General features: G+C 70.8%; 23 protein-coding genes. 13 read left to right on the forward strand and 10 right to left on the reverse strand.

Translation table 11 applies throughout. The features are described from left to right. Window positions 1-20: 20 nt before the first annotated feature. From CQ044_RS16835 to CQ044_RS16850, 4 genes are all read left to right on the forward strand, one after another. Window positions 21-755, forward strand: coding sequence for a GntR family transcriptional regulator (locus CQ044_RS16835; protein WP_105689566.1), 735 nt, complete (start codon window positions 21-23; stop codon window positions 753-755). Beyond that, complete coding sequence (locus CQ044_RS16840; protein ID WP_105689534.1) at window positions 752-2,296, forward strand: MmgE/PrpD family protein; 1,545 nt, start codon at window positions 752-754, stop codon at window positions 2,294-2,296. Before CQ044_RS16835 ends, CQ044_RS16840 begins: the two co-directional genes overlap by 4 nt. Before the next feature lie 131 nt (window positions 2,297-2,427). Next, on the forward strand, window positions 2,428-3,336 hold the full coding sequence (prpB, locus tag CQ044_RS16845) for a methylisocitrate lyase (RefSeq protein ID WP_105689535.1): 909 nt from the start codon (window positions 2,428-2,430) through the stop codon (window positions 3,334-3,336). Window positions 3,337-3,473: 137 nt separating this feature from the next. Then, window positions 3,474-4,607: a bifunctional 2-methylcitrate synthase/citrate synthase gene (locus CQ044_RS16850; RefSeq protein WP_105689536.1), complete on the forward strand. Its 1,134-nt coding sequence runs from the start codon at window positions 3,474-3,476 to the stop codon at window positions 4,605-4,607. A 113-nt stretch (window positions 4,608-4,720) separates the two neighbouring features. Here CQ044_RS16850 and CQ044_RS16855 read toward each other — a convergent pair whose 3' ends face one another. From CQ044_RS16855 to CQ044_RS16885, 7 genes are all read right to left on the reverse strand, one after another. Then, complete coding sequence (locus tag CQ044_RS16855) at window positions 4,721-5,317, reverse strand: antibiotic biosynthesis monooxygenase (protein ID WP_105689537.1); 597 nt, start codon at window positions 5,315-5,317, stop codon at window positions 4,721-4,723. 245 nt (window positions 5,318-5,562) lie between these two features. Continuing rightward, window positions 5,563-6,603, reverse strand: a complete 1,041-nt coding sequence (locus tag CQ044_RS16860) for an N-acetylglucosamine kinase (RefSeq protein WP_105689567.1) — start codon at window positions 6,601-6,603, stop codon at window positions 5,563-5,565. After that, window positions 6,600-7,874 (reverse strand): 6-phospho-beta-glucosidase, encoded by a 1,275-nt coding sequence (locus CQ044_RS16865; RefSeq protein WP_105689538.1) that lies wholly within the window; start codon window positions 7,872-7,874, stop codon window positions 6,600-6,602. Before CQ044_RS16865 ends, CQ044_RS16860 begins: the two co-directional genes overlap by 4 nt. Before the next feature lies 1 nt (window position 7,875). After that, window positions 7,876-8,757, reverse strand: a complete 882-nt coding sequence (locus CQ044_RS16870; protein ID WP_105689539.1) for a carbohydrate ABC transporter permease — start codon at window positions 8,755-8,757, stop codon at window positions 7,876-7,878. After that, a complete protein-coding gene (locus CQ044_RS16875; RefSeq protein WP_181158359.1) occupies window positions 8,754-9,761 on the reverse strand; it encodes a carbohydrate ABC transporter permease in 1,008 nt (335 codons plus the stop codon). Before CQ044_RS16875 ends, CQ044_RS16870 begins: the two co-directional genes overlap by 4 nt. Then, window positions 9,761-11,095 carry an ABC transporter substrate-binding protein gene (locus CQ044_RS16880; protein ID WP_105689540.1) on the reverse strand — a complete coding sequence of 445 codons (1,335 nt, stop codon included), beginning with the start codon at window positions 11,093-11,095 and terminating at the stop codon, window positions 9,761-9,763. Before CQ044_RS16880 ends, CQ044_RS16875 begins: the two co-directional genes overlap by 1 nt. A 68-nt stretch (window positions 11,096-11,163) precedes the next feature. Further along, a complete protein-coding gene (locus CQ044_RS16885; RefSeq protein ID WP_105689541.1) occupies window positions 11,164-12,327 on the reverse strand; it encodes an ROK family transcriptional regulator in 1,164 nt (387 codons plus the stop codon). Window positions 12,328-12,495: 168 nt separating this feature from the next. Between CQ044_RS16885 and CQ044_RS19665 the strand changes: the two genes are divergently transcribed. From CQ044_RS19665 to CQ044_RS16915, 6 genes are all read left to right on the forward strand, one after another. Then, complete coding sequence (locus tag CQ044_RS19665; protein ID WP_181158360.1) at window positions 12,496-13,908, forward strand: DUF3824 domain-containing protein; 1,413 nt, start codon at window positions 12,496-12,498, stop codon at window positions 13,906-13,908. 316 nt (window positions 13,909-14,224) lie between these two features. Beyond that, the gene (locus CQ044_RS16895) at window positions 14,225-15,727 is read left to right on the forward strand and encodes a CoA-acylating methylmalonate-semialdehyde dehydrogenase (protein ID WP_105689543.1); all 1,503 of its coding nucleotides are present in this window, start codon (window positions 14,225-14,227) and stop codon (window positions 15,725-15,727) included. A gap of 40 nt (window positions 15,728-15,767) precedes the next feature. Then, complete coding sequence (locus CQ044_RS16900) at window positions 15,768-16,955, forward strand: acyl-CoA dehydrogenase family protein (RefSeq protein WP_105689544.1); 1,188 nt, start codon at window positions 15,768-15,770, stop codon at window positions 16,953-16,955. Then, on the forward strand, window positions 16,952-17,836 hold the full coding sequence (gene mmsB, locus CQ044_RS16905) for a 3-hydroxyisobutyrate dehydrogenase (RefSeq protein ID WP_105689545.1): 885 nt from the start codon (window positions 16,952-16,954) through the stop codon (window positions 17,834-17,836). The genes CQ044_RS16900 and mmsB overlap by 4 nt, the downstream gene beginning before the upstream one ends. A gap of 194 nt (window positions 17,837-18,030) precedes the next feature. Then, window positions 18,031-18,813 carry an enoyl-CoA hydratase-related protein gene (locus CQ044_RS16910; protein WP_045270410.1) on the forward strand — a complete coding sequence of 261 codons (783 nt, stop codon included), beginning with the start codon at window positions 18,031-18,033 and terminating at the stop codon, window positions 18,811-18,813. A gap of 5 nt (window positions 18,814-18,818) precedes the next feature. After that, the gene (locus tag CQ044_RS16915; RefSeq protein WP_146116819.1) at window positions 18,819-19,355 is read left to right on the forward strand and encodes a putative immunity protein; all 537 of its coding nucleotides are present in this window, start codon (window positions 18,819-18,821) and stop codon (window positions 19,353-19,355) included. Between the two features lie 113 nt (window positions 19,356-19,468). Here CQ044_RS16915 and CQ044_RS16920 read toward each other — a convergent pair whose 3' ends face one another. From CQ044_RS16920 to CQ044_RS16930, 3 genes are read right to left on the reverse strand one after another with little or no spacing between them, the layout of a single operon-like run. Then, entirely contained in the window at window positions 19,469-19,909 is a 441-nt protein-coding gene (locus tag CQ044_RS16920; RefSeq protein ID WP_105689547.1) for a YdeI/OmpD-associated family protein, read from the reverse strand. 10 nt (window positions 19,910-19,919) lie between these two features. Next, window positions 19,920-20,393, reverse strand: a complete 474-nt coding sequence (locus CQ044_RS16925; RefSeq protein WP_105689548.1) for an SRPBCC family protein — start codon at window positions 20,391-20,393, stop codon at window positions 19,920-19,922. Next, on the reverse strand, window positions 20,393-20,929 hold the full coding sequence (locus tag CQ044_RS16930; RefSeq protein ID WP_105689549.1) for a MarR family winged helix-turn-helix transcriptional regulator: 537 nt from the start codon (window positions 20,927-20,929) through the stop codon (window positions 20,393-20,395). Before CQ044_RS16930 ends, CQ044_RS16925 begins: the two co-directional genes overlap by 1 nt. Before the next feature lie 259 nt (window positions 20,930-21,188). Between CQ044_RS16930 and CQ044_RS16935 the strand changes: the two genes are divergently transcribed. From CQ044_RS16935 to CQ044_RS16945, 3 genes are read left to right on the forward strand one after another with little or no spacing between them, the layout of a single operon-like run. Then, the gene (locus tag CQ044_RS16935; RefSeq protein WP_105689550.1) at window positions 21,189-21,965 is read left to right on the forward strand and encodes an electron transfer flavoprotein subunit beta/FixA family protein; all 777 of its coding nucleotides are present in this window, start codon (window positions 21,189-21,191) and stop codon (window positions 21,963-21,965) included. Window positions 21,966-21,967: 2 nt separating this feature from the next. After that, complete coding sequence (locus CQ044_RS16940; RefSeq protein WP_105689551.1) at window positions 21,968-22,948, forward strand: electron transfer flavoprotein subunit alpha/FixB family protein; 981 nt, start codon at window positions 21,968-21,970, stop codon at window positions 22,946-22,948. A gap of 2 nt (window positions 22,949-22,950) precedes the next feature. After that, window positions 22,951-24,645 carry a cytochrome b/b6 domain-containing protein gene (locus tag CQ044_RS16945; protein ID WP_105689552.1) on the forward strand — a complete coding sequence of 565 codons (1,695 nt, stop codon included), beginning with the start codon at window positions 22,951-22,953 and terminating at the stop codon, window positions 24,643-24,645. Window positions 24,646-24,778 lie beyond the last annotated feature (133 nt).

Below are 24,778 nucleotides of genomic sequence, written 5' to 3' on the forward strand. Positions count from 1 at the left end.
TGACCATCGTCGCCGAGGGGATGCGCGCAGGGGAGTTCGCCTACCGTGCGCTGCTCGAGGAGATCCAGTCCGGATCCCTCGCCGCCGGCACCGTGCTCGCCGAGGTCGAGCAGGCCGAGCGACTCGGCGTGAGCCGCACTCCGCTGCGTGAGGCGCTGCGTCGACTGACGGCGGACGGGCTCGTCGAGCAGCTCTCGCCGCGCATCACGGTGGTCGCCGCGATCGATGCCGACGACATCCGCGACCTGTTCGCGCTGCGCCGCGCGCTCGAGGAGACCACCGCGCGCGCCGCCGCGTCCGCGGACGGCCGCGCGGAGTTCACAGACCTCGCCGCCCGCTTCGCCGACGCCGCGGAGGCGCTCGGAGACGAGGAGGGGCGCGCGCAGTACTACGCGCTCATCGCGCGTTTCGACGAGGCGCTCGACGCGGCCGTCGGCAACGACTACCTCACGGCCGCGCTGCGCACCGTGCGCACCCACCTCGTGCGCGTGCGCCGGATGGCGCGCGACAAGCCGGCGCGCCTCGCCGCGAGCGCCGGCGAGCACCGGCTGATCGCCGAGGCGATCGGATCCGGAGACGGCGACCTCGCCGCGCACGCCACCCACGTCCACCTGCACAACGCGCTCGCGAGCATCCTCGACTCGCTGACCGGTGCGGATCCCGAGCGTCCTTCGTCTCGCTTCGCTCGCTCAGGAACCGTGCGGCGAGACGAAGGACCTACCACGACCCCGTCCGGAAAGAAGGCCAGAGCATGACCGTCACCCACCACCTCCGCGTGCACCGCAGCGACGAGCAGCTCCCGCGCGAGGGGCAGCTCGCCTGGCGCATCGCCGAGATCGCGGCCGACCCGGTCGAGGTCGACGCCGACGTCGTCGACATGATCATCAACCGCGTGATCGACAACGCGTCCGTCGCGGCCGCCTCGCTGACCCGCGCCCCCGTCAGCGCGGCCCGTCAGCAGGCGCTGGACCACCCGGTCTCGGTGAACGGATCCGGATCGACGGTCTTCGGCTGCGCGCTGGAGCGTCGCACGAGCCCCGAGTGGGCGGCGTGGGCGAACGGCGTCGCCGTGCGCGAGCTCGACTACCACGACACCTTCCTCGCCGCCGAGTACTCGCACCCCGGCGACAACATCCCGCCGATCCTCGCCGTGGCCCAGCACGTGGGCTCCGATGGTCGCGCGCTCGTCCGCGGCATCGCGACCGGCTACGAGATCCAGGTCGACCTGGTGAAGGCGATCAGCCTGCACGCGCACAAGATCGACCACGTCGCGCACCTCGGTCCCTCCGCCGCCGCCGGCATCGGCACCCTGCTCGGCCTCGACGTCGAGACGATCTACCAGGCCGTCGGGCAGGCGCTGCACACCACCACCGCCACGCGGCAGAGCCGCAAGGGCGAGATCTCCACGTGGAAGGCGCACGCCCCCGCCTTCGCCGGCAAGATGGCGGTCGAGGCCGTCGACCGGGCGATGCGCGGCGAGACCTCGCCGAGCCCGATCTACGAGGGCGAGGACGGCGTCGTCGCCTGGATGCTGGACGGGCCCGACGCGTCGTACGACGTGCCGCTGCCCGTGACCGGCGAGGCCAAGCGCGCGATCCTCGACACCTACACGAAGGAGCATTCCGCGGAGTACCAGGCGCAGGCCTGGATCGACCTCGCCCGGAAGCTGCACAACGAGCGCCCGGCCCTTCGACAGGCTCAGGGACCGGATGAGTGGGCCGACATCGAGTCGATCGTGATCCACACCAGCCACCACACGCACTACGTGATCGGATCCGGCGCGAACGACCCGCAGAAGTACGACCCGCACGCGTCCCGCGAGACGCTCGACCACTCGATCCCCTACATCTTCGCCGTGGCTCTGCAGGACGGCACCTGGCACCACGTCGACTCCTACGCGCCCGAGCGCGCCCAGCGCGAGGACACGGTCGCCCTCTGGCACAAGGTCACCACCGCCGAGGATGAGGAGTGGACCCGTCGCTACCACTCGATCGACCCGGCCGAGAAGGCGTTCGGCGGACGCGTCGAGATCCGCCTGACGAACGGCGAGACGGTGACGGACGAGATCGCCGTGGCCGATGCGCACCCGCTGGGGGCGCGGCCGTTCGCGCGCGAGGACTACATCCGCAAGTTCCGGATCCTCGCGGAGCCGGTGCTCGAGCCGGCCGAGATCGAGCGCTTCCTCGCCCTCGTGCAGCGGCTGCCCGAGCTCACCGCCGCCGAGGTCGCCGAGCTCTCGATCGTCGCCGCCCCCGGCGTGCTCGCGACCGCGCCGGCCCCCAAGGGCCTGTTCTGACCGACCGTGTCCCGTTTTCGGCGCTGTGATGTCCCAGTTCTGGTTCGGAATCCCGCAGATTCCGAACCAAAAGTGGGACACGGTCACGGCGCCGGCCCGAGGAAGAACTGAGAAGAGCTGAGGAGAGACTGATGCTGTACGCCACCACACCGGCCGCGGAGAAGCGGCGGATCCTTCGCGAGCGGCTCGCCGCGGGCGAACTGCTGCGCTTCCCCGGCGCGTTCAATCCGCTCTCCGCCCGGCTCATCGAGCGCAAGGGCTTCGACGGCGTCTACATCTCGGGCGCCGTGCTGTCGGCGGATCTGGGCCTGCCCGACATCGGCCTCACCACTCTCACCGAGGTGGCGGGGCGGGGGCAGCAGATCGCCCGGATGACCGACCTGCCGGCCATCATCGACGCCGACACCGGCTTCGGCGAGCCCATGAACGTGGCCCGCACGATCCAGACGCTCGAGGATGCGGGCCTCGCCGGCACCCACATCGAGGACCAGATCAACCCCAAGCGCTGCGGGCACCTCGACGGCAAGGCCGTGGTCGACGAGTCCACGGCGACCAAGCGCATCAGGGCCGCGGTCGACGCCCGGCGGGATCCGAACTTCCTCATCATGGCGCGCACCGACATCCGCGCGGTGGAGGGCATGGACGCCGTGGTCGACAGGGCCAAGGCCCTCGTCGACGCCGGCGCGGACGCGATCTTCCCCGAGGCGATGCGCACGCTCGCCGAGTTCGAGCGGATGGCCTCGGAGCTCGACGTGCCGATCCTCGCGAACATGACGGAGTTCGGCAAGAGCGAGCTGTTCACGACCGAGCAGCTGCGCAGCGCCGGCGTGAGCATCGTGATCTGGCCGGTCTCGATGCTCCGGATCGCGATGGGGGCGGCAGGGCGTGCGCTGGATACGCTGAACGAGGAGGGGAGTCTGACCTCCGCGCTCGGCGAGATGCAGCACCGGGCGGATCTGTACGACCTCATCGACTACGAGTCGTACAACCACTTCGACACGAACGTCTTCAACTTCACGATCGACACCACCGGGCGTTGAGCGCCCTTCGTCTCGCCAAAGCGGATCCTGAGCCTGTCGAAGGGCGCTCAGGGACCGATAGAGGGTTCCTGAGCGAGGAGCGCAGCGACGAGACGACGGACGCTCGACGACCACGTGAATTGCAAAGGAGCAGCACCATGAGCGACCCCGACATCAAGAAGGGCCTCGCGGGCGTCGTCGTCGACACGACGGCGATCTCGAAGGTCAACCCCGAGACCAACAGCCTGCTCTACCGCGGCTACCCCGTGCAGGAGCTCGCGGCGACCCAGCCTTTCGAAGCCGTCGCCTACCTGCTCTGGAACGGCGAGCTGCCCCGCGCCGACCAGCTCGCGGCCCTGCGCGCGACCGAGCGCGAGCACCGCGCGCTCGCCGCCAACGTCAAGGCCGCGATCGACCTGGTGCCGGTCGACGCGCATCCGATGGACGAGATCCGCACGGCGGTCAGCCTGCTCGGCGCCTCGGACGCGGTCGGATCCGGATCCGTCCTCGACGCGAGCGGCACCCCGGAGCAGAACCTCGAGCGCAGCATCCGGCTGTTCGCCGCGCTCCCGGCGATCGTCGCCTACGGGCAGCGCCGCCGCCGCGGCGAGGACATCGTCGCCCCGCGCGACGACCTGGACTACTCCGCGAACTTCCTCTGGATGACCTTCGGCACCGAGCCGGATCCGGTCGTCGTCGATGCGTTCAACCGCTCGATGATCCTGTACGCGGAGCACTCCTTCAACGCGTCGACCTTCACGGCGCGCGTCATCACCTCGACGCTGAGCGACCTGTACTCCGCGGTGGTCGGAGCGATCGGCGCGCTCAAGGGACCGCTGCACGGCGGCGCGAACGAGGCGGTGCTGCACATCTTCGACGAGATCGGTGAGGCGTCGAACGTGAACGCCTGGCTGGACACGGCGCTCGCCGAGAAGCGCAAGATCATGGGCTTCGGGCACCGCGTCTACAAGAACGGCGACTCCCGGGTGCCGACGATGAAGGCGGCGCTCGACACGCTCGTGGAGCACTACGACCGCCCGGACGTCGAGGCGCTGTACACGACGCTTGCGGACGAGTTCGTCGCCCGCAAGGGGATCCACCCGAACCTCGACTATCCGTCGGGGCCGGCGTACAACCTCATCGGCTTCGACACGCTGACCTTCACGCCGCTGTTCGTGGCGTCGCGGGTCACGGGCTGGACGGCCCACGTCATGGAGCAGGCCGCATCGAACGCCCTGATCCGCCCGCTCTCGGCCTACGACGGCGTCGACGAGAGGCACATCGAGGTCTGACCGGAGCGCGCCTGACCGCCCCGCACGTCTACAGGACCATTGTCATTCCGCAGGAGGATCCGCCTGGATCCGTCCTGCGGAATGGTGGTCGTCCTGTATTTCTGGCGCTGAGGTCAGCGGTTCAGCCAGGGGCGGATCGCGCGGGTCACCCAGGGCAGCACCCAGTACGTCATGATCGGCGTCAGGACGACGGTGGTCGCAAGTACGCGCAGCCAGATCGGCAGGCCGTTCCAGCCGGGCACGGGGCTCATCAGGTAGGTGAAGACCAGGTTCACCGGGAAGAAGCCGAGCCAGATCGACACCGCCTGCTTCCAGCGCGGCGGCGAGGGCGCGACCATGACCGTGGTCGTGCCGGTCGAGGAGGGCACCGAGATCGTCTCGGTCGATGGCTCGTCGAACCAGCCCTCGATCCCGGTCCGCCGGCGGGTGCGCTCGCTGCGCACGAAGCCTTCGCCCATCGACAGCCACCACGCGCGCTCCCTCGACGCCTCCCACGCATCGAGGGCCGCCTCGTCCGCGAAGCGGTAGAGCATGTGCCAGTGGTGCGAGTCCGCGCCGTCGCGCACCCAGCCGGATCCGAGGAAGCCGGGGTGAGAGCTCGCAAGGTTCACCCCCGTCTGCACCCAGGCCGTGGCCTCGGCGATGCGGGCGGGATCGACCTCGCGGCGGATCGAGACGGTGATGGGCGCGGATGACGGCGTACCGGACATGGTGGGTCCTTCGGGGGAGTGCGTGCTTGTGGCGTCCCCGAGTGTACGCATCTCGTGTTTCCCGGATGTTGCAGGATGCCGTGGGCCCCGGGTGGCACCCCCGGTGGGTGCCGCCGAACCGCCGTAGCTCCCTGGGGCGCCCCGGGATCCGCTCCCGTCGCGAAGAGTGCCGCTTTCCGGCCCGTTTTCCGGCTTCTTTCGCGACGGGAGCATCCGGCGCGCGAGCGCCGGCGAGCGCGCGGCCGTCAGGCGGCCACGGTGCGCTCGATCGCGGTGCGGGCGCGGCGCAGCACGGCGTCCGACGCGCCGCGCTGCTCGAGCAGCGCCAGGCCGGCGCCCACGACGGGCCGCGCGTCGACGACCGTCGGCACGGCGTTCGGGAGATGCTCCGCGAGCCCCCGCCGCACATCGTCGAGCAGCAGCGGGAGACGAGCGGCGATCATTCCGCCGCCGAGCACGACCGGGATCCGCGCGCTTTCGAGGCCGAGGCGGCGCGCGGCGCTCGCCGCCATCCCGACGATCTCGCCGGCCTGGCGCCGCACCAGCGCGCAGGCCACGGCATCGCCCTCGGCGGCGGCCACGAAGACGGCCGGCACGAGCTCCGACAGCCGCTCCTCGGGAAGGCGTCCGAAGTGCACGTCCTCGATGAGCGTGGCGAGGTCCGGTCGGCCGATGCGCGGCGGGATCAGGGTGGTCAGCACGGTCGCGGGGCCGCGGCCGTCCAGGGCCCGCGCGGCGAGGCGCAGCGCCTCGGTGCCGAGATCGGTGCCCCCGCCCCAGTCGCCCGAGACCGCGCCCCACGCGAGGAAGCGGGCCGTGGCGCCGTCGGCGCGCACGCCGATCGCGTTGAGGCCCGTGCCGCAGACGACCGCGACGGCGTCCGGGGCGAGCGTGCCTGTGCGCAGCAGTGCGAACGTGTCGTTCTCCAGATGCGCGTCCACGTCGTCGTCGCCGCGGAACCACGGCAGCGGGAGGATCCGCGCCCGGTAGGCCGCGACCTCCGCCTCGTGGTCGAGGCCGGAGAGGAACACGCCCACCCTCAGCAGCGGCGCCCCTCCGGCCTCCGTGCGCACCCGCTGCACGGCCTCGTCGACGACGGAGACCGACGCTCCCTCACGGCCCGGGTGCACATCCGAGGGGCCGAGCCGCACGTGCGCCACGACCGCCCCCGTCTCATCGAGCGCGATGGCGTCGGTCTTGGTCCCGCCGCCGTCGATCGCGACCACGATGCCCCGGGCGGACGCCGTGGGGTGCTCCCGTCCGGCGCGCACGGCCGTGCCGCTCATCGCGCCCATGCCAGGTGGTCCCGATTGTTCGCGAGCAGGAGGTCCGCGAGCTTCTCGGCCCGGTCCCACTGGCCGACGAGCGGGTGCACGAGCAGAGCGCGCTCGACGAGCTCCCGGCCCCGCGCAGCGGATCCGGTGTGCCGCGCGGCGTCGAGGGCGAGCCGCTCGTAGCCCGCGACGTGGCCGATCAGCCCCTGCACATCGGCAGGCAGCGGAGCCACGGGCACGGCGACGGGACCGGCCGCGCCGATCGTGGCCGACACCTCGATGACGTGGTCGTCGGGAAGGAACGGCAGCGTGCCGTCATTGCGCAGGTTCGCGACCTGCACGTCTCCGCGGTCGCTCTGCAGCGAGGCGATGAGATCCACCGCGGCCTCGGAGTAGAACGCGCCGCCGCGCTCGGCGAGGATCGCGGGCTTGGAGTCGACGGTCGGATCCGCGTAGAGCCGCAGCAGCTCCTGCTCCACCTCCATGACCTTCTCCGCGCGCGGCTGCTCGTGCCGCTGCTCCTCGAAGACGCGGTCGTGCGCGTAGTAGTAGCGGAGGTAGTACGACGGCACCATCGCGAGGTTCCGCAGCAGCGGCGCCGGCAGCTCGACCTCGTCCGCGAGCTCGGGCAGGCGGTCCCGCAGCATCTCCGGCAGCGCATCGGCGCCGTCCAGCAGCACGCCGCGCTCCCAGGTGAGGTGATTGAGGCCGACGTGCTCGAGGCGCACGCGGGCCGGATCCGCGTCGAGCATGCGCGCGAAGCGGCGCTGGAAGCCGATCGCCACGTTGCACAGGCCGATCGCGCGATGGCCCTCCTCGAGCAGGGCCCGCGTGACGATTCCGACCGGGTTCGTGAAGTCGACGATCCAGGCGTCGGGCTTCGCGTGCCGGCGCACGACCTCCGCGACCTCGAGCACCACGGGAACGGTGCGCAGCGCCTTGGCGAGCCCACCGGGACCCGTGGTCTCCTGCCCGATGCAGCACGCCTCGTGCGGCCAGGTCTCGTCGCCGAGCCGGGCCGCCTGGCCGCCGATGCGCAGCTGGATCAGCACCACATCCGCGTCGGCGACGCCCTCGACGAGATCCGCGGTCGCGCGGATCCGTCCCGGATGCCCCGCACGTGCGAACATCCGCCGGGAGACCCCGGCGACCAGCTCCCGGCGCCGGTCGTCCGGATCCACGAGCCAGAGCTCGTCGATCGGCAGCACGTCGCGGAGTCGAGAGAACCCGTCCGTGAGTTCGGGGGTGTAGGTGGATCCCCCTCCGATGACGGTGAGTTTCATGTCAGCCCTTCACGCCGGTCAGATTGATGCCCTCGACGAAGACGCGCTGGGCGAAGAAGAACACGATCACGACGGGGATCGTCACGAGCATGGTCACGGCCATGGTCGTGCCCCAGTCGGTGCCGTGCGTGCCGTGGAACGTGGACAGGCCGTAGGCGACCGTCCAGGCCGACGGATTCTCCGAGGCGTACAGGAGGGGGCCGAAGTAGTCGTTCCACGAGTTGAAGAACAGGAAGATCGCGGCCGAGGCGATGCCGGGCTTGGTCATCGGCACCATCACGCGCCACAGCACGCCCCACTCGCCGTTGCCGTCGATCCGCGCGGCGTCGGCGTAGGCCGTGGGGATCGTGAGGAAGAACTGCCGCAGCAGGAAGATCGAGAACGCATCGCCGAGCAGGTTCGGCAGGATCAGCGGCCACAGCGTCCCGGTCATCCCGAGTTTCGAGAACATCACGTAGACCGGCACGATCGTCACCTGCGGCGGCAGCAGCATCGCGACGATGATCGCGAGGAAGATGATGTTCGCGCCGCGGAAGCGGATCTTCGCCAGCACGTAGGCCGCCGGTACCGAGGAGATCAGCATGAATGCCGTGGCGAGCACCGCGTAGAAGGCCGAGTTCAGGAACCACAGCCCCAGCGGCACCTGCGTGAACGCGCGGACGTAGTTGGAGAGGTCCCACGGCTGGGGCCAGATCGAGGCCGTCAGGGTCTGCCGGCTCGACATGAACGAGGTCAGCAGCACGAACAGGATCGGAGCGAGGAACAGCACCGCGAGCACCGAGAGCACGGTGTGGTCTGCGATCCAGACGAGCACCCGCCGGCCGCCGCGCACCGGGCGCGGGGGACGGGCGGATCCCGTGGTGATGAGGGCGGTCGCGGTCATGAGAAGTCCTCCGGGGAGAAGGCGCGCGACTTGCGCAGAAGCAGGGCGACGAACACGCTCGCGACCACGAACAGCACCACGGCCATGGCTGCGGCGTAGCCGAGCTGGAAGTTGGCGAATCCGCGCACGTACAGCCACTGCGTATAGGTGAGCAGCGAGTCCTCGGGATAGCCGATGTCGGCGGCGAGCCCGCCGGAGGCGGCTCCGGAGCGGCCGGATGCGACACCGGAGGCCACGGCCGCCTCGGTGAAGTACTGCAGGGCCGCGATCATGCCCGTCACGAGGGCGAACAGCAGCACAGGGGCGATCGACGGGATCGTCACGTAGCGCACCTTCTGCACACCGTTCGCTCCGTCGAGGGAGGCCGCCTCGTACTGGTCCCGCGGCACGTTCAGGAGGGCGGCGAGCAGGATGATCATCACGTCGCCCATCACCCACACCCCCAGCAGCACGAGCGAGGGCTTCGCGAGCGCCGGGTCGTTGAACCAGAGCGGGCCGGGGATGCCGAGGCTCTTCAGCACGAGGTTCACGGGGCCCGTCCCCGGGTTGAAGAGGAACACGAAGGCGACGACGGATGCCACGGGCGGGACCAGTGCGGGCAGGTAGAAGATCGTGCGCCAGATCCCGCCGGCACTCCTGGCGCGCAGCAGGAGACCTGCCACGGCGAGCGAGCAGACGATCCTGACCGGCACGAGGACCACGACGAACCAGAGGGTGTTCAGCGCGGCCGTGACGATCCGCGGATCCTTCGTGAACAGGTAGACGTAGTTGCTGAACCCGTTCCACTGCGGCGCCGAGACGAGGTCGTAGCGAGTGAACGAGAAGTACAGGTTCGCGACCAGCGGGTAGACGAAGAAGACGGCGAGACCGAGGAGCGTCGGCGCCAGCATCAGGGCGATGCTCCACCGCCGACGGCGGGCGGCGGATCCGCGCCGGCGGCGGGCGGGGGAGCCCGGGGCGTGCGGAGGAGTCTCCGCACGCCCCGGTGCGAGGGTCGCGGTCATCACGGGCCTTCGCTCAGCGCGAGCTGGTCGTCGATGTCCTTGTCGACCTTCTTCAGGCCGGCGTCGATGTCGCCCCCGCCGCCGGACTGGAACTTCGTCCAGTAGCCGGAGAGCGCCACCTGGTTCGCGCTGCCGATCACGGTCGCCGGGATCGAGGTCAGGTGCGGGCTCTTCGCGATGTCGAGGAACGTGCCGAACTGATCCGGAAGGTCGAGCTTCGACGACGCGAGCGCGTCCTTCGTGGTCGGGACGTTCTTCAGGCCGTTCGCGAGTTTCACGACCGCGTCGGTGTCGAAGGTCAGGTAGCGCAGCAGCGCCCAGGCGGCTTCGGGGTTCTTGGACCCCTTGGAGACACCCGCGATCGTGCCGGAGGAGTACCCGCCTCCGTAGAGATCCTCGTGACCGTCCAGCACGGGGAACGGCGCGACGCCGTACTTCACGTCGGGGGCCTGATCGGCGAGGAACGCGACGCGCCACTCCCCGTCGAGGTTCATCGCGAGCTGGCCGGTCTGGAAGGCCTGGCTCGCGGAGAACTCGTCGCCGAGGCCCGCCGTGAAGGCCTTGAGCTTGTCATAGCCGATCTCGTCGATGAAGCTCTTCTGCCAGGTCATCAGTTGCTTCCAGCCGGGGGAGGACGCGATGCTGCTCTTGCCGTCCTTCATCCACTCGGCGCCGGCGGCGGCGCCGAAGACCGTGGGTGCATTCTCGTAGGCGCCCATCAGCGGGTTGAAGCCGAGGGTCTTGATGGATCCGTCGGGGTTGTACGTCGTGAGCTTGACCGCCATCGTCTCGAGCTCGCTGAGCGTCTTGGGCGGGGCGCTGTAGCCGGCCGCCTGGAGCAGGTCGGCGTTGTAGTAGAGGCCCTGCACATCGGCGAGCATCGGCAGCGCGCACTGCTTGCCGCCGAACGAGGTGTAGCTGCGCGCGACGTCTGACAGCTGGGACAGATCGACGCCGTCGCGATCGATGTAGGGGGTCAGATCCCGCAGCGCTCCCGAGGAGCAGAACGCGCCGACGTTGTCGACGGCTCCGGAGATGGCGACGTCGAGGCCGTTGCCCGCGGCGATCGCCTTGATGATCTTGTCGTCCTCCTGGCCGGTGCGCACGTCGACCTTCACATCGGGGTGCTTCTTCTGGAAGTCGTCGATCACGGACTGCACGACGCCCGCCTCGCGGTCGCTGAAGAACTCCCACAGGGTGACCGTGCCGGACAGGTGATCGGGCGCCTTCGTGGCGATGGCGGTGTCTGATCCGCCGGAGCAGCCGGCGAGGACGACGCCCGCGATGGCGATCGCGGCGACGGCTCCGAGCCGTGTCATGGTGTGGCGTTTCATGTGAACCTCTCTGTTCGTCGGGGCTGACGCCCCTTACATCGCCGTGGTCCCGGGCACTCCCGGGGTGGTCAGTCGGGGAGGATCCGTGCGCGCAGGCGCGATACGAGCACGTGGCGCGCGCCGAGCAGCACCGCATCGGCGGGGGCGCCGGTGGTGTGCACGGTCGGGTTCCAGCTCGACGAGGCGCGCAGGGCCGCGGAGACCGCGTCGGCCAGCGGCGCCCCGCCGGCGATGCCCGTGGGGCCGCCCAGGATCACGAGCGCCGGATCGAGCACCGCGATCACCGGGGTCAGCGCGAACGCGATGCGCTGCGCCAGCGCGGGCAGGATCCTCTCCTGTTCGGGTGCGGCAGTGAGGGCGTCGAGCGCGTGCGCGTAGTCGAGGGTGATGCCCAGGGCGGTGCTCGCGGCGCGCGCGACCGCGGATCCGCCGACCAGCTCCTGCAGATCCTCCGCATCCGGGTCGATCGCCATCGCCGTGCGGGGTGCCGGCAGGTAGCCGATCTCGCCCGCGCCGCCGGTCGCACCGTGCAGGATCGCGCCGTCGAGGTCGATCGAGAGGCCGAGCCCCTCGCCGAGCCACAGCAGCGCGAAGCCCGCGGCTTCGGTGCCGGCGCCCTCGGCCCGCTCCGCGATCGCGGCGAGGTTCACGTCGTTCTCCAGCGTCACGGCGATGCCGAGGCCCGCCTCGAGCTCGCCGCGCGCGTTCTGCATGGGCCAGCCGTCGAGGGTGTCCGTGAAGTTCAGGCGATCCGCGGCGGGATCCGTGGCGGCCTGCACGCCGATCACGATCTCGACGATCGCCGCTGGATCGACGGCCGCCGCTGTGCAGGCGGCGTCGATCGCGCGGCGGACATCGCCCTCGGCGGAGCGCGGGTGCGAGGCGTCGAGTGCGACGGTCGCGACCGGGTGCCGCGTGCCGCGCGCGTCGACGACGGTCGCCCGCAGCACGGTCTCGTCCACATCGATCGCGACGCCCAGGGTGTGGTCGAGGCGGACGTCGTAGGTCACCGCGTTCGGACCGCGGCCGGCGGAGAGCTCGCCCGCGGTGCGGATGAGGCCGGCCTCCTCGAGGCGTGCCACGATCTGCGCCGCGGTCGGCTTGGAGAGCCCGGTCAGCTCGCCGATGCGATTGCGCGTCAGAGGACCCTCGTCGAGGAGGAGCGCGAGCGCCGCCTGGTCGTTGCGCAGGGCGAGCCAGCCGGGGGTGCCGGGGGCGGGGGAAGACGTCATCGCAACTCCTGAAGATCTATTAGCTAAGTTTCTTTATAGATACGAGAGGCGAGCCTGTCAACCCTCACCTGCTCATCTGCTCTTGCGCGGAGAGCCCGGCGCGGTTCCGCCTGAAGCGGGGCAGTTCTGCCCATCGAACGATGCGGCGCTGCTCGATAGTCTGAGTTCATGGCTACCGAGGGGGAACCGCTTCAGGGCGGGCATGAGCTCGATTTCGGATCCGGTTCGCAGAACCCGACACCGCCTCCGCCGGCTGCGACGCCGGTGCCGGAGGAGGGCGTTGCGGACGCTGCGGCCGTTCCTCCGGCTGCTCCGGGATCGCCGCCTCAGGTGCCGGAGCAGTCCTTTCCGCCGCCCGGCCAGCCGTCGCCGTACGGCTCGCAGCCGGGTCAGCCGTATGGCGCGCAATCGGGACAGCCTGACCCGGGGCAGCTGTACCCGGGTCAGCCCTACGCGGCGCAGCCTGGCCAGGGGCAACCGGCCCAGGCCTACCCCGGTCCGTCGTACGCCGCGCAACCCGGTCAGCCCTACCCTGGCCAGCCGTACGCCGCGCAGCCGGGTCAGCAGTATCCCGTCCAGCCCGGTCAGGCCTATGCTCCGCCGCCGCCCGGCAAGACCTCGAAGGGACTGCTCTGGGGCCTGATCGGCGGCGGCGCGGCCCTGCTGCTCGTCGCGATCCTGGTCGTGGCGCTGCTCGTGGTGCCGGCCATCACGCGGTCCTCCGTCACGGCCGCCGACACGGTCAAGGCCTATCTGACGGCCGTCTCGAAGGGTGACGCGAAGACCGCGCTCGGCTACCTCGAGGGCGTGCCGGACAAGACGCTCCTCACCGACGCGGTGCTGAAGGAGTCGAACAGGCTCGCCCCGATCAGCCGCATCTCCGTCGCGAAGGGCGGCGAGGGCAAGTCCACGGCCACCGTCATCGCGTCGTACCGGATCGGCGACAAGACGCTGTCGTCGGTGACCTATGAGGCTTATCGGATCAAGGACACCTGGAAGATCGCGAACGGCGTGAACCCGGTCTCCCTCGACGCCTTGCGCGGACTCGACGCGACCTTCAACGGCGTGCCGACGGCGGACATCAAGAACGCGTACGTGTTCCCCGGCGCCTATGAGATCGCGCTGGATTCGAAGTACTTCTCGATCGACGGCGACACGACCTTGACGATCGCCTCGCCCGAGGACGCCGCCGCGCTGTACGACGTGAAGACCGCGCTGAACGACGCCGGAGTCGCGGCATTCCGATCGCTCGTGCGCACGGCCGTCGAGGGCTGCGTCGCGATGAAGACGCTGGCGACGCCCTGCGGCATGGACATCACGGCGATCGACCTCTCCGGCGCCAGCCCGGTGGAGGGCACCGTCACCCGCACGCTCACCGCCGACGGCAGCGCCGCGCTCGGCAACCTGGAGCCGGAGTCCAGCGGATCCTCGCCCACGGTCGTGTCCAGTTACGACTCGATCAGCGTCGACATGACGCTGCAGGGCAGCGACGGGCAGACCTATACGGTCACGTTCGGCGGCTACCTGGACACGCCGACCGTCGACTTCGGAGCGGCGACCCCCACGGTGACCTGGGAGTAGCTCCCACCCGTCCGCGGAGAGGATCCGCAGAGAAGAGAGGACCCCCGCCGACCCGATTCGGCGGGGGTCCTGCGGTTCGTGACCGCGTAGGCGCCCGTGCGAGAAAGCCGGGCGCATCCCGTTGCGCGGGGAAGACGAGCACCCGATCCGGTCAGCGTCCGCAGCCCGCGCAGAGTCTGTTGTACGTGTCGAAGGTGACCGGAAGGTGAACGGCCTGACAGGTGTCGATGAATTACATGGAACCCCTAGTAAATAGATGGAGGTCCACGTAATCTGAGAGGCAGCGCCGACGACGACGCAGAACCAGGAGCACACGATGGTCCGCGACATCACCCACTTCATCGGAGGATCCCCGATCCCCGGCACCTCGGGCCGCTGGGGGGAGGTGTTCGAGCCCTCGACCGGCGCCGTCCAGGCGCGGGTGCCGCTGGCGAGCGGGGACGAGGTGCGTGCCGCGATCGCGAACGCCGAGGCCGCTCAGCCCGAGTGGGCGGCCACCAACCCGCAGAAGCGGGCGCGGGTGCTCATGCGCTTCCTCGAACTGATCCGCGACGAGATGGACGACCTCGCCGCCCTGCTCTCGCGCGAGCACGGCAAGACCCTGGACGACGCGAAGGGCGACATCCAGCGCGGCGTCGAGGTGATCGAGTTCTGCGTCGGCGCCCCGCACCTGCTCAAGGGAGAGTACTCGACGGGCGTCGGCACCGGCATCGACGTGTACTCGCTGCGCCAGCCGCTCGGCGTCGTGGCCGGGATCACCCCGTTCAACTTCCCCGCGATGATCCCGCTGTGGCAGATGGGCCCGGCCATCGCCGCCGGCAACGCCTTCATCCTCAAGCCCAGCGAGCGCGACCCCTCCGTGCCCGTGCGGATCGCCGAGCTGTTCCTGGAGGCCGGCCTGCCCGCCGGGATCCTCAACGTCGTGCACGGCGACAAGGAGGCCGTCGACGTGCTGCTCACCGATGAGCGGGTGCGCGCGATCGGCTTCGTCGGATCCACCCCGATCGCGGAGTACATCTATACGACCGCGAACGCGCACGGCAAGCGCGCCCAGTGCTTCGGCGGGGCGAAGAACCACCTCGTCGTGATGCCCGACGCCGACCTGGACCAGGCCGCGGACGCCCTCATCGGCGCCGGCTACGGCTCGGCGGGGGAGCGCTGCATGGCGATCTCGGTCGCGGTGCCGGTCGGTGAGGAGACCGCCGACGCGCTCGCCGCGAAGCTCGCCGAGCGCGTGGCGGCGCTCAAGGTCGGGCCGTCGCTCGAGCCGGGCATGGACTACGGCCCGCTCGTGAACCGCGCCGCGGTCGAGCGCGTGAACGACTACATCCAGCAAGGGGTCGACGCGGGTGCCGAGCTCCTCGCCGACGGACGCGGCTTCTCCGTCTCCGGTCACGAGGAGGGCTTCTACCTCGGCCCCACCCTGTTCGACCGGGTCACGACCGACATGTCGATCTACCGTGAGGAGATCTTCGGCCCGGTGCTCGTGATCGCCCGCGCGACCGACTACGAGGAGGCGCTGCGGATGGCGTCAGAGCACGAGTTCGGCAACGGCGTCGGCATCTTCACGCGCGACGGCGACGCGGCCCGCGACTTCGTCGCCCGCGTCAATGTCGGCATGGTCGGCGTGAACGTGCCGATCCCCGTGCCGATCGCGTACTTCACCTTCGGCGGCTGGAAGCGCAGCGGCTTCGGCGACCTCAACCAGCACGGCGCCGACGCCTTCCGCTTCTACACGAAGACCAAGACCGTGACGAGCCGCTGGCCGGCTGCGGGCGTCCGCGAAGGCGCCAGCTTCGTCATCCCCACGATGCACTGACCCGGCCGCACTCACGCAGAAACGCCAGAAGGAACACGACATGACAACCGTCGCCACCCCGACCACGATGACCAGCGAAGAGCGCGCCGCCATCCTCGGCGCCGTGCGCGAGTTCGCCGAGACCGAGCTCGCCCCGTTCGCCGCAGAGCGCGATGAGAAGCACCTGTTCCCGCGCGACACTCTGATGCGCGCCGGCGAGCTGGGACTCGGCGGGATCTACGTGCGCGAGGAGTCCGGGGGGACCGGGCTCGAGCGCGTCGACACCGTCGCGATCTTCGAGGAGCTCGCCAAGGGCGACCCCACCATCGCCGCCTACATCTCGATCCACAACATGGTCGTCTGGATGATCGACGGCTACGGCACCGACGCGCAGCTCGCGCGCTGGATGCCCGAGCTCATCTCGATGAAGGGACTCGGCAGCTACTGCCTCACGGAGCCGGGGGCGGGATCCGACGCTGCTGCGCTCGCGACGAGCGCGATCCGCGACGGCGACGAGTACGTGCTGACGGGCGTGAAGCAGTTCATCTCCGGCGCCGGCGAGGCCGCGGTCTACATCGTGATGGCGCGCACCGGGGCTCCGGGCGCGCGCGGCATCACCGCCTTCCTCGTCCCCGGCGACGCGGAGGGCCTCAGCTTCGGCGCACCCGAGAAGAAGATGGGCTGGCACGCGCAGCCCACCCGCCAGGTGATCCTGGACGGCGTGCGGGTTCCCGCGACGAACATGCTGGGATCCGAGGGGCAGGGCTTCGCGATCGCGATGAGCGCCCTGAACGGCGGCCGCCTGAACATCGCCGCCTGCTCGATCGGCGGCGCGCAGTGGGCGCTGGACCGCGCCGTGCAGTACGTGCACGAGCGGGAGGCGTTCGGCGAGCCGCTCGCCGAGAAGCAGTCGATCCTGTTCGCCGTCGCCGACATGCGCACGGATCTGCAGGCTGCGCGGCTCATGGTGCGCGACGGCGCGCAGGCCGTCGACGAGAAGGCGCCTGACGCGACGATGCGCTGCGCGATGGCCAAGCGCTTCGCGACGGATGCCGGCTTCGATGTCGCCAACAAGGCCCTTCAGCTGCACGGCGGGTACGGGTACCTTCAGGACTACGGGATCGAGAGGGTCGTCCGTGATCTGCGGGTGCATCAGATCCTGGAAGGGACGAACGAGATCATGAGACTCATCGTCGGGCGCGAGATGCTGCGCCCCTCCGGATCCGCGTCGATGCGGCCTGCATCATGACGCGGATCGCGTTCCTCGGGCTCGGTCACATGGGCCTCCCGATGGCGAAGAACCTGCTCGCCGCGGGGCATGAGGTGATCGGCTTCGACGTCGTGCCCGCCGCGGTCGACGCCGCCGCCGCCGCAGGGCTGCCGGTCGCGCAGTTCGGGGTGGATGCGGTGTCCGGCGCCGACGTCGTCATCACGATGTTCCCCGCGGGCAAGCACGTGATCGCCGCGTATCAGGACGGGCTGCTGGCCGCGGCCGACCCCGGAACCCTCTTCATCGAGAGCTCGACCATCGCCGTCGACGAGGCGCGCGCCGCGCATGAGCTGGCGATCGAGGCGGGTCATCGCAGCATCGACGCGCCGGTCTCCGGCGGTGTGGTGGGGGCGGAGAACGGCACGCTCGCCTTCATGGTGGGCGGCTCGGACGAGGACTTCGCCGCCGCGCTCCCGCTGCTCGAGACGATGGGCAAGCGCATCGTGCACTGCGGTGGTCCGGGGCTCGGGCAGGCCGCGAAGGTCTGCAACAACATGATCCTCGGCATCTCGCAGATCGCCGTGGCCGAGGCGTTCGTGCTCGGCGAACGGCTGGGGCTGGAGCACCAGGCGCTGTTCGACGTGGTGTCGCAGGCCTCGGGCCAGTGCTGGTCGATCACGACGAACTGCCCCGTGCCGGGTCCCGTGCCGACGAGCCCCGCCAACCGCGATTACCAGCCGGGGTTCGCGGGTGCGCTCATGGCGAAGGATCTGGGCCTCGCGCTGCAGGCGATCGAGGGCACCGGCACGGAGGCGCAGATGGGCCGGCTCGCCCAGCAGATCTACGCGACGTTCGCCGCCGGCCCCGGCGCCGGTCGCGACTTCTCCGGGATCATCACGGACATCCGCGACGCATCCTGACCGGACCCTCCGGACCGGACCCTCCGGAACGGACCCTCCTGACCGCGAGACTCCAACTGGGCGACGAGACTGCACGCGTGCGGCGCAGTCTCGTCGCCCAGTTGGAGTCTCGCGGATCCTGCAGTGCCGACACCGTCCGTTCACCGACATCGGAGATACTGGAAGCGCCACGAAGGTGCGGCGAAAGGATGAGCATGGCCACGAACGAGTACGAGACGATCCTCACGGAGCAGCGCGGACGAGTCGGCTGGATCACCCTGAACAGGCCCCAGGCGCTCAACGCGCTGAACTCGCAGGTCGCCGAGGAGGTCACGGCCGCCGCCACTGCGTTCGACGCGGATCCGGGAGTCGGGGCGATCGTCGTCACGGGATCCGAGAAGGCCTTCGCCGCGGGTGCCGACATCAAGGAGATGGAAGCGATGTCCGCCGCGGAGATCACCGCGACCGACCACTTCGGCGTGTGGCGCGACTTCGCCGCCGTGCGCACCCCGGTCATCGCCGCCGTGTCGGGCTTCGCCCTGGGCGGCGGATGCGAGCTCGCGATGATGTGCGACATCATCCTCGCCGCGGACAACGCGAAGTTCGGCCAGCCCGAGGTGAACCTCGGCGTCATCCCGGGCATGGGCGGCACGCAGCGGCTCATCCGCGCGGTCGGGTACTACAAGGCCGCCGAGCTCGTGCTGTCGGGACGGATCATCGGCGCGGAGGAGGCCGAGCGGGCGGGTCTGGTGTCGCGCATCGTGCCGACCGCCGACCTGCTCGCCGAGGCGTCGACGCTCGCCGAGACGATCGCGTCGAAGTCGCTGCCGTCGATCATCGCCGCGAAGGCGACCCTCGACGCCGCCATGGAGACCACGCTCGCGGTCGGGCTCGACATCGAGCGCGAGGCCTTCGCCTCCCTGTTCGACACGGTGGACCAGAAGGAGGGCATGGCCGCCTTCCGCGAGAAGCGTCCGCCGCAGTTCGTGAACCGGTGATCGCCGTGGCCGACATCCATTCCCTCGGATCCTTCGCGGATCCGTCCCGCCAGGACGCTGCAGGGCGCGAGGATCCGGCGTCGAACGTCGTGCCGCTCTTCGCCGACGGCGCGCTGCCCGACATCGAGGATCTGCGCCTCTCGGAGGATGACCGGCGCGAGCTGGTCGGCTGGACCATCGCCTGCGCCGAGCGGCTCCTGCCGCTCTTCCAGGCGGAGCGTCCCGACGACGACCGCCCGCACCAGGCGCTCGCGGCCGCGGAGGCCTTCCTGCGCGGCGAGCTCGACATCGACGCCGTGCGGGAGAAGGCGTTCGCCTGCCATGAGGCCGCGCGCCAGGCGCAGGATCCGAGCGCCGTCGCCGCCGCCCGCGTGTGCGGGCAGGCCGTGGCCGTCGCGCACCTCGCGGGGCACAGCAGGCAGGTGCCGCGGCACACGGCTCGCGCGTTCCCCGGCGACCGCTCTCGCCGGGACGAGGAGCTCGCCTGGCAGCGGATGAACATCCCCGCCCGCTTCGACGCGTACGTGTACGACGGCGACTGACGGCTCCACCGCAGCGCGACGCCCTTCGTCTCGTCGCTGCCGGTCCCTGAGCGAGCGCAGCGAGACGAAGGGCATCCCGTTGCCCGCGCATGGGGCGTGTGAATGGCGGCGCGTCAGCCGCGCAGCTCGTCCAGGGCCTTGGCGATGCGGCGCTCGCGCGTCGCATCCTGTTTGGCATCGGCGACGGAGACGGCGAGCTCCTTGCGGCGCGTGAAGCTCAGCGCCTCGTAGGCGGCGGTGAGCCCGGCGTCGGCGAGGGCGGAGGACAGCACCCCTGGCACCTCGACCGTCCGCTCCGCCATGTCCGCGGCGATCACCGCCTCGAACTCGTCGCCGAGTTCGAGGCCCATCGCCGTGCGGTTCGCCTTGCTGAAGCCGATGAGGTTCTTCCCGCCCATGCGCCCCAGTCGGAGACGGGCCGTGTTCGCCCCGATCGTCACCGTGACGGGGAAGGCCTTCGCGGTGCTGACCTCGGCGACCTGCGCGTCGGTGAGCACGATGGCGCCGGCCGGGCCCATGGGCTCGAGGACGGTGCGGATGCGGAGCTCGCTCATGCCGGCCAGCCTACGACTGCTCCGCCTGCGCGGCGAGCGTGTCGTTGCGCTGCTCGATGAGCCGCACGAGATGACGGCGCATCACGACTGCGTCGACGATGCGACCGACCGGGCCGAACGGGGAGCGGAACTCGATCTCGTCGCGCATGAGAGTGCCGTGTCCGCCCGGCGTCGTATCGGCCGGGATGGACGAGAACGTGTGCCGGTGCCGGAACTCGGCGAACGGGCCGCGGATCTGCCGGTCGGAGAAGGCGTGAGGCTCGTCCACGTCGAACACGAGCGAGGTCATCCGGAAGCGGATCCCGAAGTGCCGCGCGTCCCAGGTCACCGTGTCGCCCTCCGCCATCCGGCCCGAGCGCACGCCGTCGGCGATCCGCTCGTCGTGCGCCGTCATCGAGTCGACGTGCACGCCGACGTCCAGGGAGAGGGCGAACACCCGCTCGAGCGGAGCGGCGATCATCCGTTCCAGGACGAACGAACCCATCAGAGGGGATCCGGCTGCGGACGCGGATCCGCGAAGTCTCCGGCCGCCTTGCGCATGCGCGCCACGATCGCGACGAGGTCGGCCGAGTCCTCGGCGGAGATGCCGGGGGCGGCGAACACCTCGTCGTTGAGCGCCGTGGTGGCGCGTTCGACGAGTTCGCGGCCGACCTCGGTGAGCTCGAGCAGCGCTGCGCGGCCGTCGTGCGGATCGCGGTGCCGGGCGATGAGGCCGTCGCGGACCAGCCGGTCCGCGGTGCTGGAGACGCTCGTCGCGTGCACCTGCAGGCGCGCGACCACGCTCGACAGCGGCAGAGTGCCCGTGCGACTGAACGCGAGGAGGCGCAGCACCTCGTAGCGCGCGAACGACAGCGCGAACGGGCGCAGCGCGGCGTCCACCCGCGCGAGCAGCAGCTGCTGGGCCCGCATGACCGAGGTGACCAGCGACATGCCGTCGGCGGCGTGGTCCCAGCCGTGCACGAGCCACTGCCGCTTCGCCTCGGCGAGAGGGTCGACGGGCAGGGGGTGCGGGCGGGCCATTCCCCTACGTTACCGGGGCGGGAACCGGATCCGGATCCCCGGAGAATCGCTGTGCGGGCGTGTTCGTAGCGCTCCGCCAAGGCTCTGCGGGCGGAATGGCGTCCGGGTTGGAGGGTTGCGCCAGGGTGTGTCCGCCGGTGTCGGGCGCGGTCGGATCCGGCACGGCGCTGAGGTACGCTGGCACCACGTTATCGCCCGGTAACCGAGGCGATTCCGCCCGCGGCCGGACCGGCCGATCGAGGTCGCGTGAGGAGGCTCGATGAAGATCTTCGTCCTGGTGAAAGAGGTGCCCGACACCTACGGGGACCGCAAGCTCGACCTGGAGACGGGTCTGGCGGATCGCGGAGCCGGAGACGTCGTGCTCGACGAGATCACCGAGCGCGCGCTCGAGGTCGCACTGAGTTACGCCGACGCCAACCCCGGGACCGAGGTCGTGGCGCTGTCGATGGCTCCGGAGTCGGCGACCGCGTCGATCCGCCGGGCACTCGCGATCGGCGCCGGATCTGCGGTTCACGTGTCCGATGAGGTGCTGCGCGGCGCCGATCTGGGCCTGACCGCTGCGGTGCTCGCGGCGGCGATCCGTCGCGGTGCGCCGGATCTGGTCATCACCGGCAATCTCTCCACGGACGGGTCCGGAGGCGTGATCCCCGCGATGCTCGCCGAGCACCTCGGGTTCGCGCAGGCGACGGCGCTCAGCGCCGTGACCATCGGCGCCGATGCGGTGGCCGGCACCCGCGCGACGGACTTCGGATCCCAGCCGGTGAGCGCGCCGCTCCCGGCTGTGATCTCGATCACCGAGGCCCTGCCCGACGCGCGCTTCCCGAACTTCAAGGGCATCATGGCGGCGAAGAAGAAGCCGCTCGAGGTGCTCTCCCTGACCGACCTCGGCGTCAGCGCCGATCCCGCGGAGGCACCGCAGGCGATCCTGACCGCGGTCGCCGAGAAGCCGCCGCGCGCCGCGGGTGTGAAGATCACGGACGAGGGCGACGCCGCAGCGCAGCTCGTCGAGTTCCTCGCGCAGAACAGGCTGGTGTGAGCATGGCATACCCCTCCGACTCGATCCTGGTGCTCGTCGATGTGACTCCGGCGGGTGCCGCCGCGACGTCGACCGCGGGCCTGCTGGGAGCTGCGGCGCAACTGGGCTCCCCGGTCGCGCTCGTGGCCGCCCCTGCCGGTACCGCGCAGGCGGCGGTCGACGCCGTCCTCGCGGCCGGCGCGCAGGTCGTGCTCACCGCGGACGTCGACGGCGGATCCCTGACCGTCCCCGTGGTCGACGCGCTGCAGGCCGCGTACCGCGCGGTCCGCCCCGACGCCGTGCTCGTCTCGAACTCGATCGCGGGCCGCGACGCCGCCGCGCGCCTCGTCGTGCGCGAGCGGCTGGCGCTGTCGGTCGACGCGATCGGCGTCTCCCGCGACGACGAGGGCGTGGTGGCGCATCACTCCGTCTACGGCGGGGCGTTCCTCACCGACTCCGCTCCGACTTTCGGCGCCCCCGTGATCACCGTGCGTCAGGGGGCGATCGACGCGCGCGCCGAGGCCGTGGCCGACGCCCGCGTCGAGGCGCTCGCGGTGGAGGCGTCCGGTGCGCCCGCCGCGACCGGCGAGCCGATCGAAGCCGTCGAGGCGGCCTCGTCCCGGCCCGAGCTGCGCGGCGCCAAGGTCGTCGTCTCGGGTGGGCGCGGACTCGGGTCCAAGGAGAACTTCTCCCTCGTCGAAGACCTCGCCGACGAGCTCGGCGGTGCGATCGGCGCCTCCCGTGCCGCGGTGGACGCGGGATACATCCCTTACGCGCATCAGGTGGGTCAGACCGGAGTCTCGGTCTCGCCGCAGCTCTACATCGCGCTCGGCATCTCCGGGGCGATCCAGCACCGTGCCGGCATGCAGACCGCCAAGACGATCGTTGCGATCAACAAGGACCCGGAGTCGCCGATCTTCGACGTCGCGGACTTCGGCATCGTGGGCGACCTGTTCACGGTCGTGCCGCAGGTGATCGAGGCGCTGCGGGCGCGGAAGAAGTAGCGATGACCACCGTGCGCAGGGGACTGCCCCGCACCCGCGGAGGCGAGGCCTGGCCGCCCGCCGGCGTGGTCGCAGCGGTCGCGGAGGTCATCGCGACGGCGCCCGCCGACGAGCGTGCCGCCGAGATGGAGAACGCCGCTCCGAGCGCTCCCGCGGCAGCGGAATCCATCTCTTCGCCGGCGAGTTCGGCGTCAGGGATGGAAAACGCCGCTCCGATGGTCGGCGGAGACACGAAAAGCATCTCGGCGTCGGCGGATCCGACGCGCGACGCCGCGGGCGCGGCAGCTGCCGGATCCGCCCTGCGCCGTGGCCTGCCGCGGATCGCGGGCGGTGAGCCCTGGCCTCCGGCGGGAGCCGCGCCCGTCGTCATGACGAGCCCGGCCGCCCAGGGTGCCGCAGGATCCGCAGCCGTGGCGCCGACCGCCGCGAGTGCCTCGACGATCGAGTCTTCGGCGGCGGCCACTGCGGCAGCTACCGCCACGGCCGCCGCGTCGAGCGCCCCCGCATCCGCGAGCGCTCCGGCGGCGACCGGATCCGCCCTGCGCCGCGGTCTGCCGCGTGTCGGCGGGGGAGACCCCTGGCCTCCGGCCGGAACCGCCATCGCCGCCTTCTCTGCCGGGGCCGTGGCCGCCCCCGCGGCGACCGAGGCGACGACCGCCTCCGAAGCGACGGTCGCCGCTCCGGCCGCGCCGTCGACGGCTGTCGCCGCCCGCCCCGATGTCTCCGCGCCGCTGCCGTTCACGCGCACCGTCTGGAACGGGTCGGCGCCGCGCAGCGCCGTCGCGGAGCCCGCGGCATCGAAGCTCCGCCCGACCTGGCTGCAGGCGATCGGCGGTCTGTTCGCCGCGGCGGGCCTCGCGGTCCTGGCGGGAGCTGCGATCGTGCTGGTGCGTGCGTTCCTCAGCCTGCCGTTCATGCAGGACTTCCTGACGACCTACCCGGGTGAGTACCACCTGCCCGAGGGGGCGCCCGTCGGGATCCCCGGATGGATCGGCTGGCAGCACTTCTTCAACGTGTTCCTGATGACGCTGATCATCCGCTCCGGCCTGCAGGTGCGCACGCAGAAGCGTCCGACCGCGTTCTGGACCCCGCGCGGCAACCCCAAGGGCAAGATCAGCCTGACGCTGTGGTTCCACCAAGGACTCGACCTGCTCTGGATCGTCAACGGCGTGATCTTCGTGGTGCTGCTGTTCGTCACGGGGCAGTGGATGCGGATCGTGCCGACGAGCTGGGACGTGTTCCCGAACGCGCTGTCCGCGGCGCTGCAGTACGTATCGTTCGACTGGCCGACCGAGAACGGCTGGGTCAACTACAACAGCCTGCAGCAGCTCGCCTACTTCACGATCGTGTTCCTCGCCGCGCCGGTGGCCATCGTCACGGGGTTCCGGATGTCGGGGCTGTGGCCGAAGAAGGCGGAGGGCCTGTCGAAGGCGTATCCGATCGAGCTCGCCCGCGCGGTGCACTTCCCGACCATGCTGTTCTTCACGGCGTTCATCGTGGTGCACGTGGCGCTCGTGCTGCTCACCGGCATGCTCCGCAACCTGAACCACATGTTCGCCTCGCAGGACGCGGTGACCTGGACCGGTTTCTGGGTGTTCGTGCTCTCGCTCGTCGTGATCGCCGGGGGCTGGGTCGCCGCCCGCCCGCTCGTGATCGCCCCCATCGCGAAGGTGTTCGGCCAGGTGTCGGGCCGCTAGATCCGGTGCCCTCGCGGCCGGATCCGTCGCCGACGCCCCCTCGCAGCATCGAGGCCCCCTCCTAGCAGCGCACACCCGAGGGGGTGCGGATGCTCGGAGGGGGCCTGGGCGCGGAGAGTGTGCTCTACGAGGT

Origin of the sequence: Microbacterium sp. MYb64, from assembly GCF_002979495.1 — a bacterium.
GTDB classification, from domain to species: domain Bacteria; phylum Actinomycetota; class Actinomycetes; order Actinomycetales; family Microbacteriaceae; genus Microbacterium; species Microbacterium azadirachtae_A.

Coding starts and splice junctions, on each gene's coding strand:
- CQ044_RS16850 (WP_105689536.1), top strand. CDS start 3,474: ATGAGCGACCCCGACATCAAGAAGGGCCTCGCGGGCGTCGTCGTCGAC.
- CQ044_RS16895 (WP_105689543.1), top strand. CDS start 14,225: ATGGTCCGCGACATCACCCACTTCATCGGAGGATCCCCGATCCCCGGC.
- CQ044_RS16940 (WP_105689551.1), top strand. CDS start 21,968: ATGGCATACCCCTCCGACTCGATCCTGGTGCTCGTCGATGTGACTCCG.
- CQ044_RS16840 (WP_105689534.1), top strand. CDS start 752: ATGACCGTCACCCACCACCTCCGCGTGCACCGCAGCGACGAGCAGCTC.
- prpB (WP_105689535.1), top strand. CDS start 2,428: ATGCTGTACGCCACCACACCGGCCGCGGAGAAGCGGCGGATCCTTCGC.
- CQ044_RS16900 (WP_105689544.1), top strand. CDS start 15,768: ATGACAACCGTCGCCACCCCGACCACGATGACCAGCGAAGAGCGCGCC.
- CQ044_RS16855 (WP_105689537.1), bottom strand. CDS start 5,317: ATGTCCGGTACGCCGTCATCCGCGCCCATCACCGTCTCGATCCGCCGC.
- CQ044_RS19665 (WP_181158360.1), top strand. CDS start 12,496: ATGGCTACCGAGGGGGAACCGCTTCAGGGCGGGCATGAGCTCGATTTC.
- CQ044_RS16870 (WP_105689539.1), bottom strand. CDS start 8,757: ATGACCGCGACCGCCCTCATCACCACGGGATCCGCCCGTCCCCCGCGC.
- CQ044_RS16910 (WP_045270410.1), top strand. CDS start 18,031: ATGGCCACGAACGAGTACGAGACGATCCTCACGGAGCAGCGCGGACGA.
- CQ044_RS16945 (WP_105689552.1), top strand. CDS start 22,951: ATGACCACCGTGCGCAGGGGACTGCCCCGCACCCGCGGAGGCGAGGCC.
- CQ044_RS16920 (WP_105689547.1), bottom strand. CDS start 19,909: ATGAGCGAGCTCCGCATCCGCACCGTCCTCGAGCCCATGGGCCCGGCC.
- CQ044_RS16935 (WP_105689550.1), top strand. CDS start 21,189: ATGAAGATCTTCGTCCTGGTGAAAGAGGTGCCCGACACCTACGGGGAC.
- CQ044_RS16860 (WP_105689567.1), bottom strand. CDS start 6,603: ATGAGCGGCACGGCCGTGCGCGCCGGACGGGAGCACCCCACGGCGTCC.
- CQ044_RS16835 (WP_105689566.1), top strand. CDS start 21: ATGCGCGCAGGGGAGTTCGCCTACCGTGCGCTGCTCGAGGAGATCCAG.
- CQ044_RS16875 (WP_181158359.1), bottom strand. CDS start 9,761: ATGACCGCGACCCTCGCACCGGGGCGTGCGGAGACTCCTCCGCACGCC.
- CQ044_RS16930 (WP_105689549.1), bottom strand. CDS start 20,929: ATGGCCCGCCCGCACCCCCTGCCCGTCGACCCTCTCGCCGAGGCGAAG.
- mmsB (WP_105689545.1), top strand. CDS start 16,952: ATGACGCGGATCGCGTTCCTCGGGCTCGGTCACATGGGCCTCCCGATG.
- CQ044_RS16885 (WP_105689541.1), bottom strand. CDS start 12,327: ATGACGTCTTCCCCCGCCCCCGGCACCCCCGGCTGGCTCGCCCTGCGC.
- CQ044_RS16925 (WP_105689548.1), bottom strand. CDS start 20,393: ATGGGTTCGTTCGTCCTGGAACGGATGATCGCCGCTCCGCTCGAGCGG.
- CQ044_RS16880 (WP_105689540.1), bottom strand. CDS start 11,095: ATGAAACGCCACACCATGACACGGCTCGGAGCCGTCGCCGCGATCGCC.
- CQ044_RS16865 (WP_105689538.1), bottom strand. CDS start 7,874: ATGAAACTCACCGTCATCGGAGGGGGATCCACCTACACCCCCGAACTC.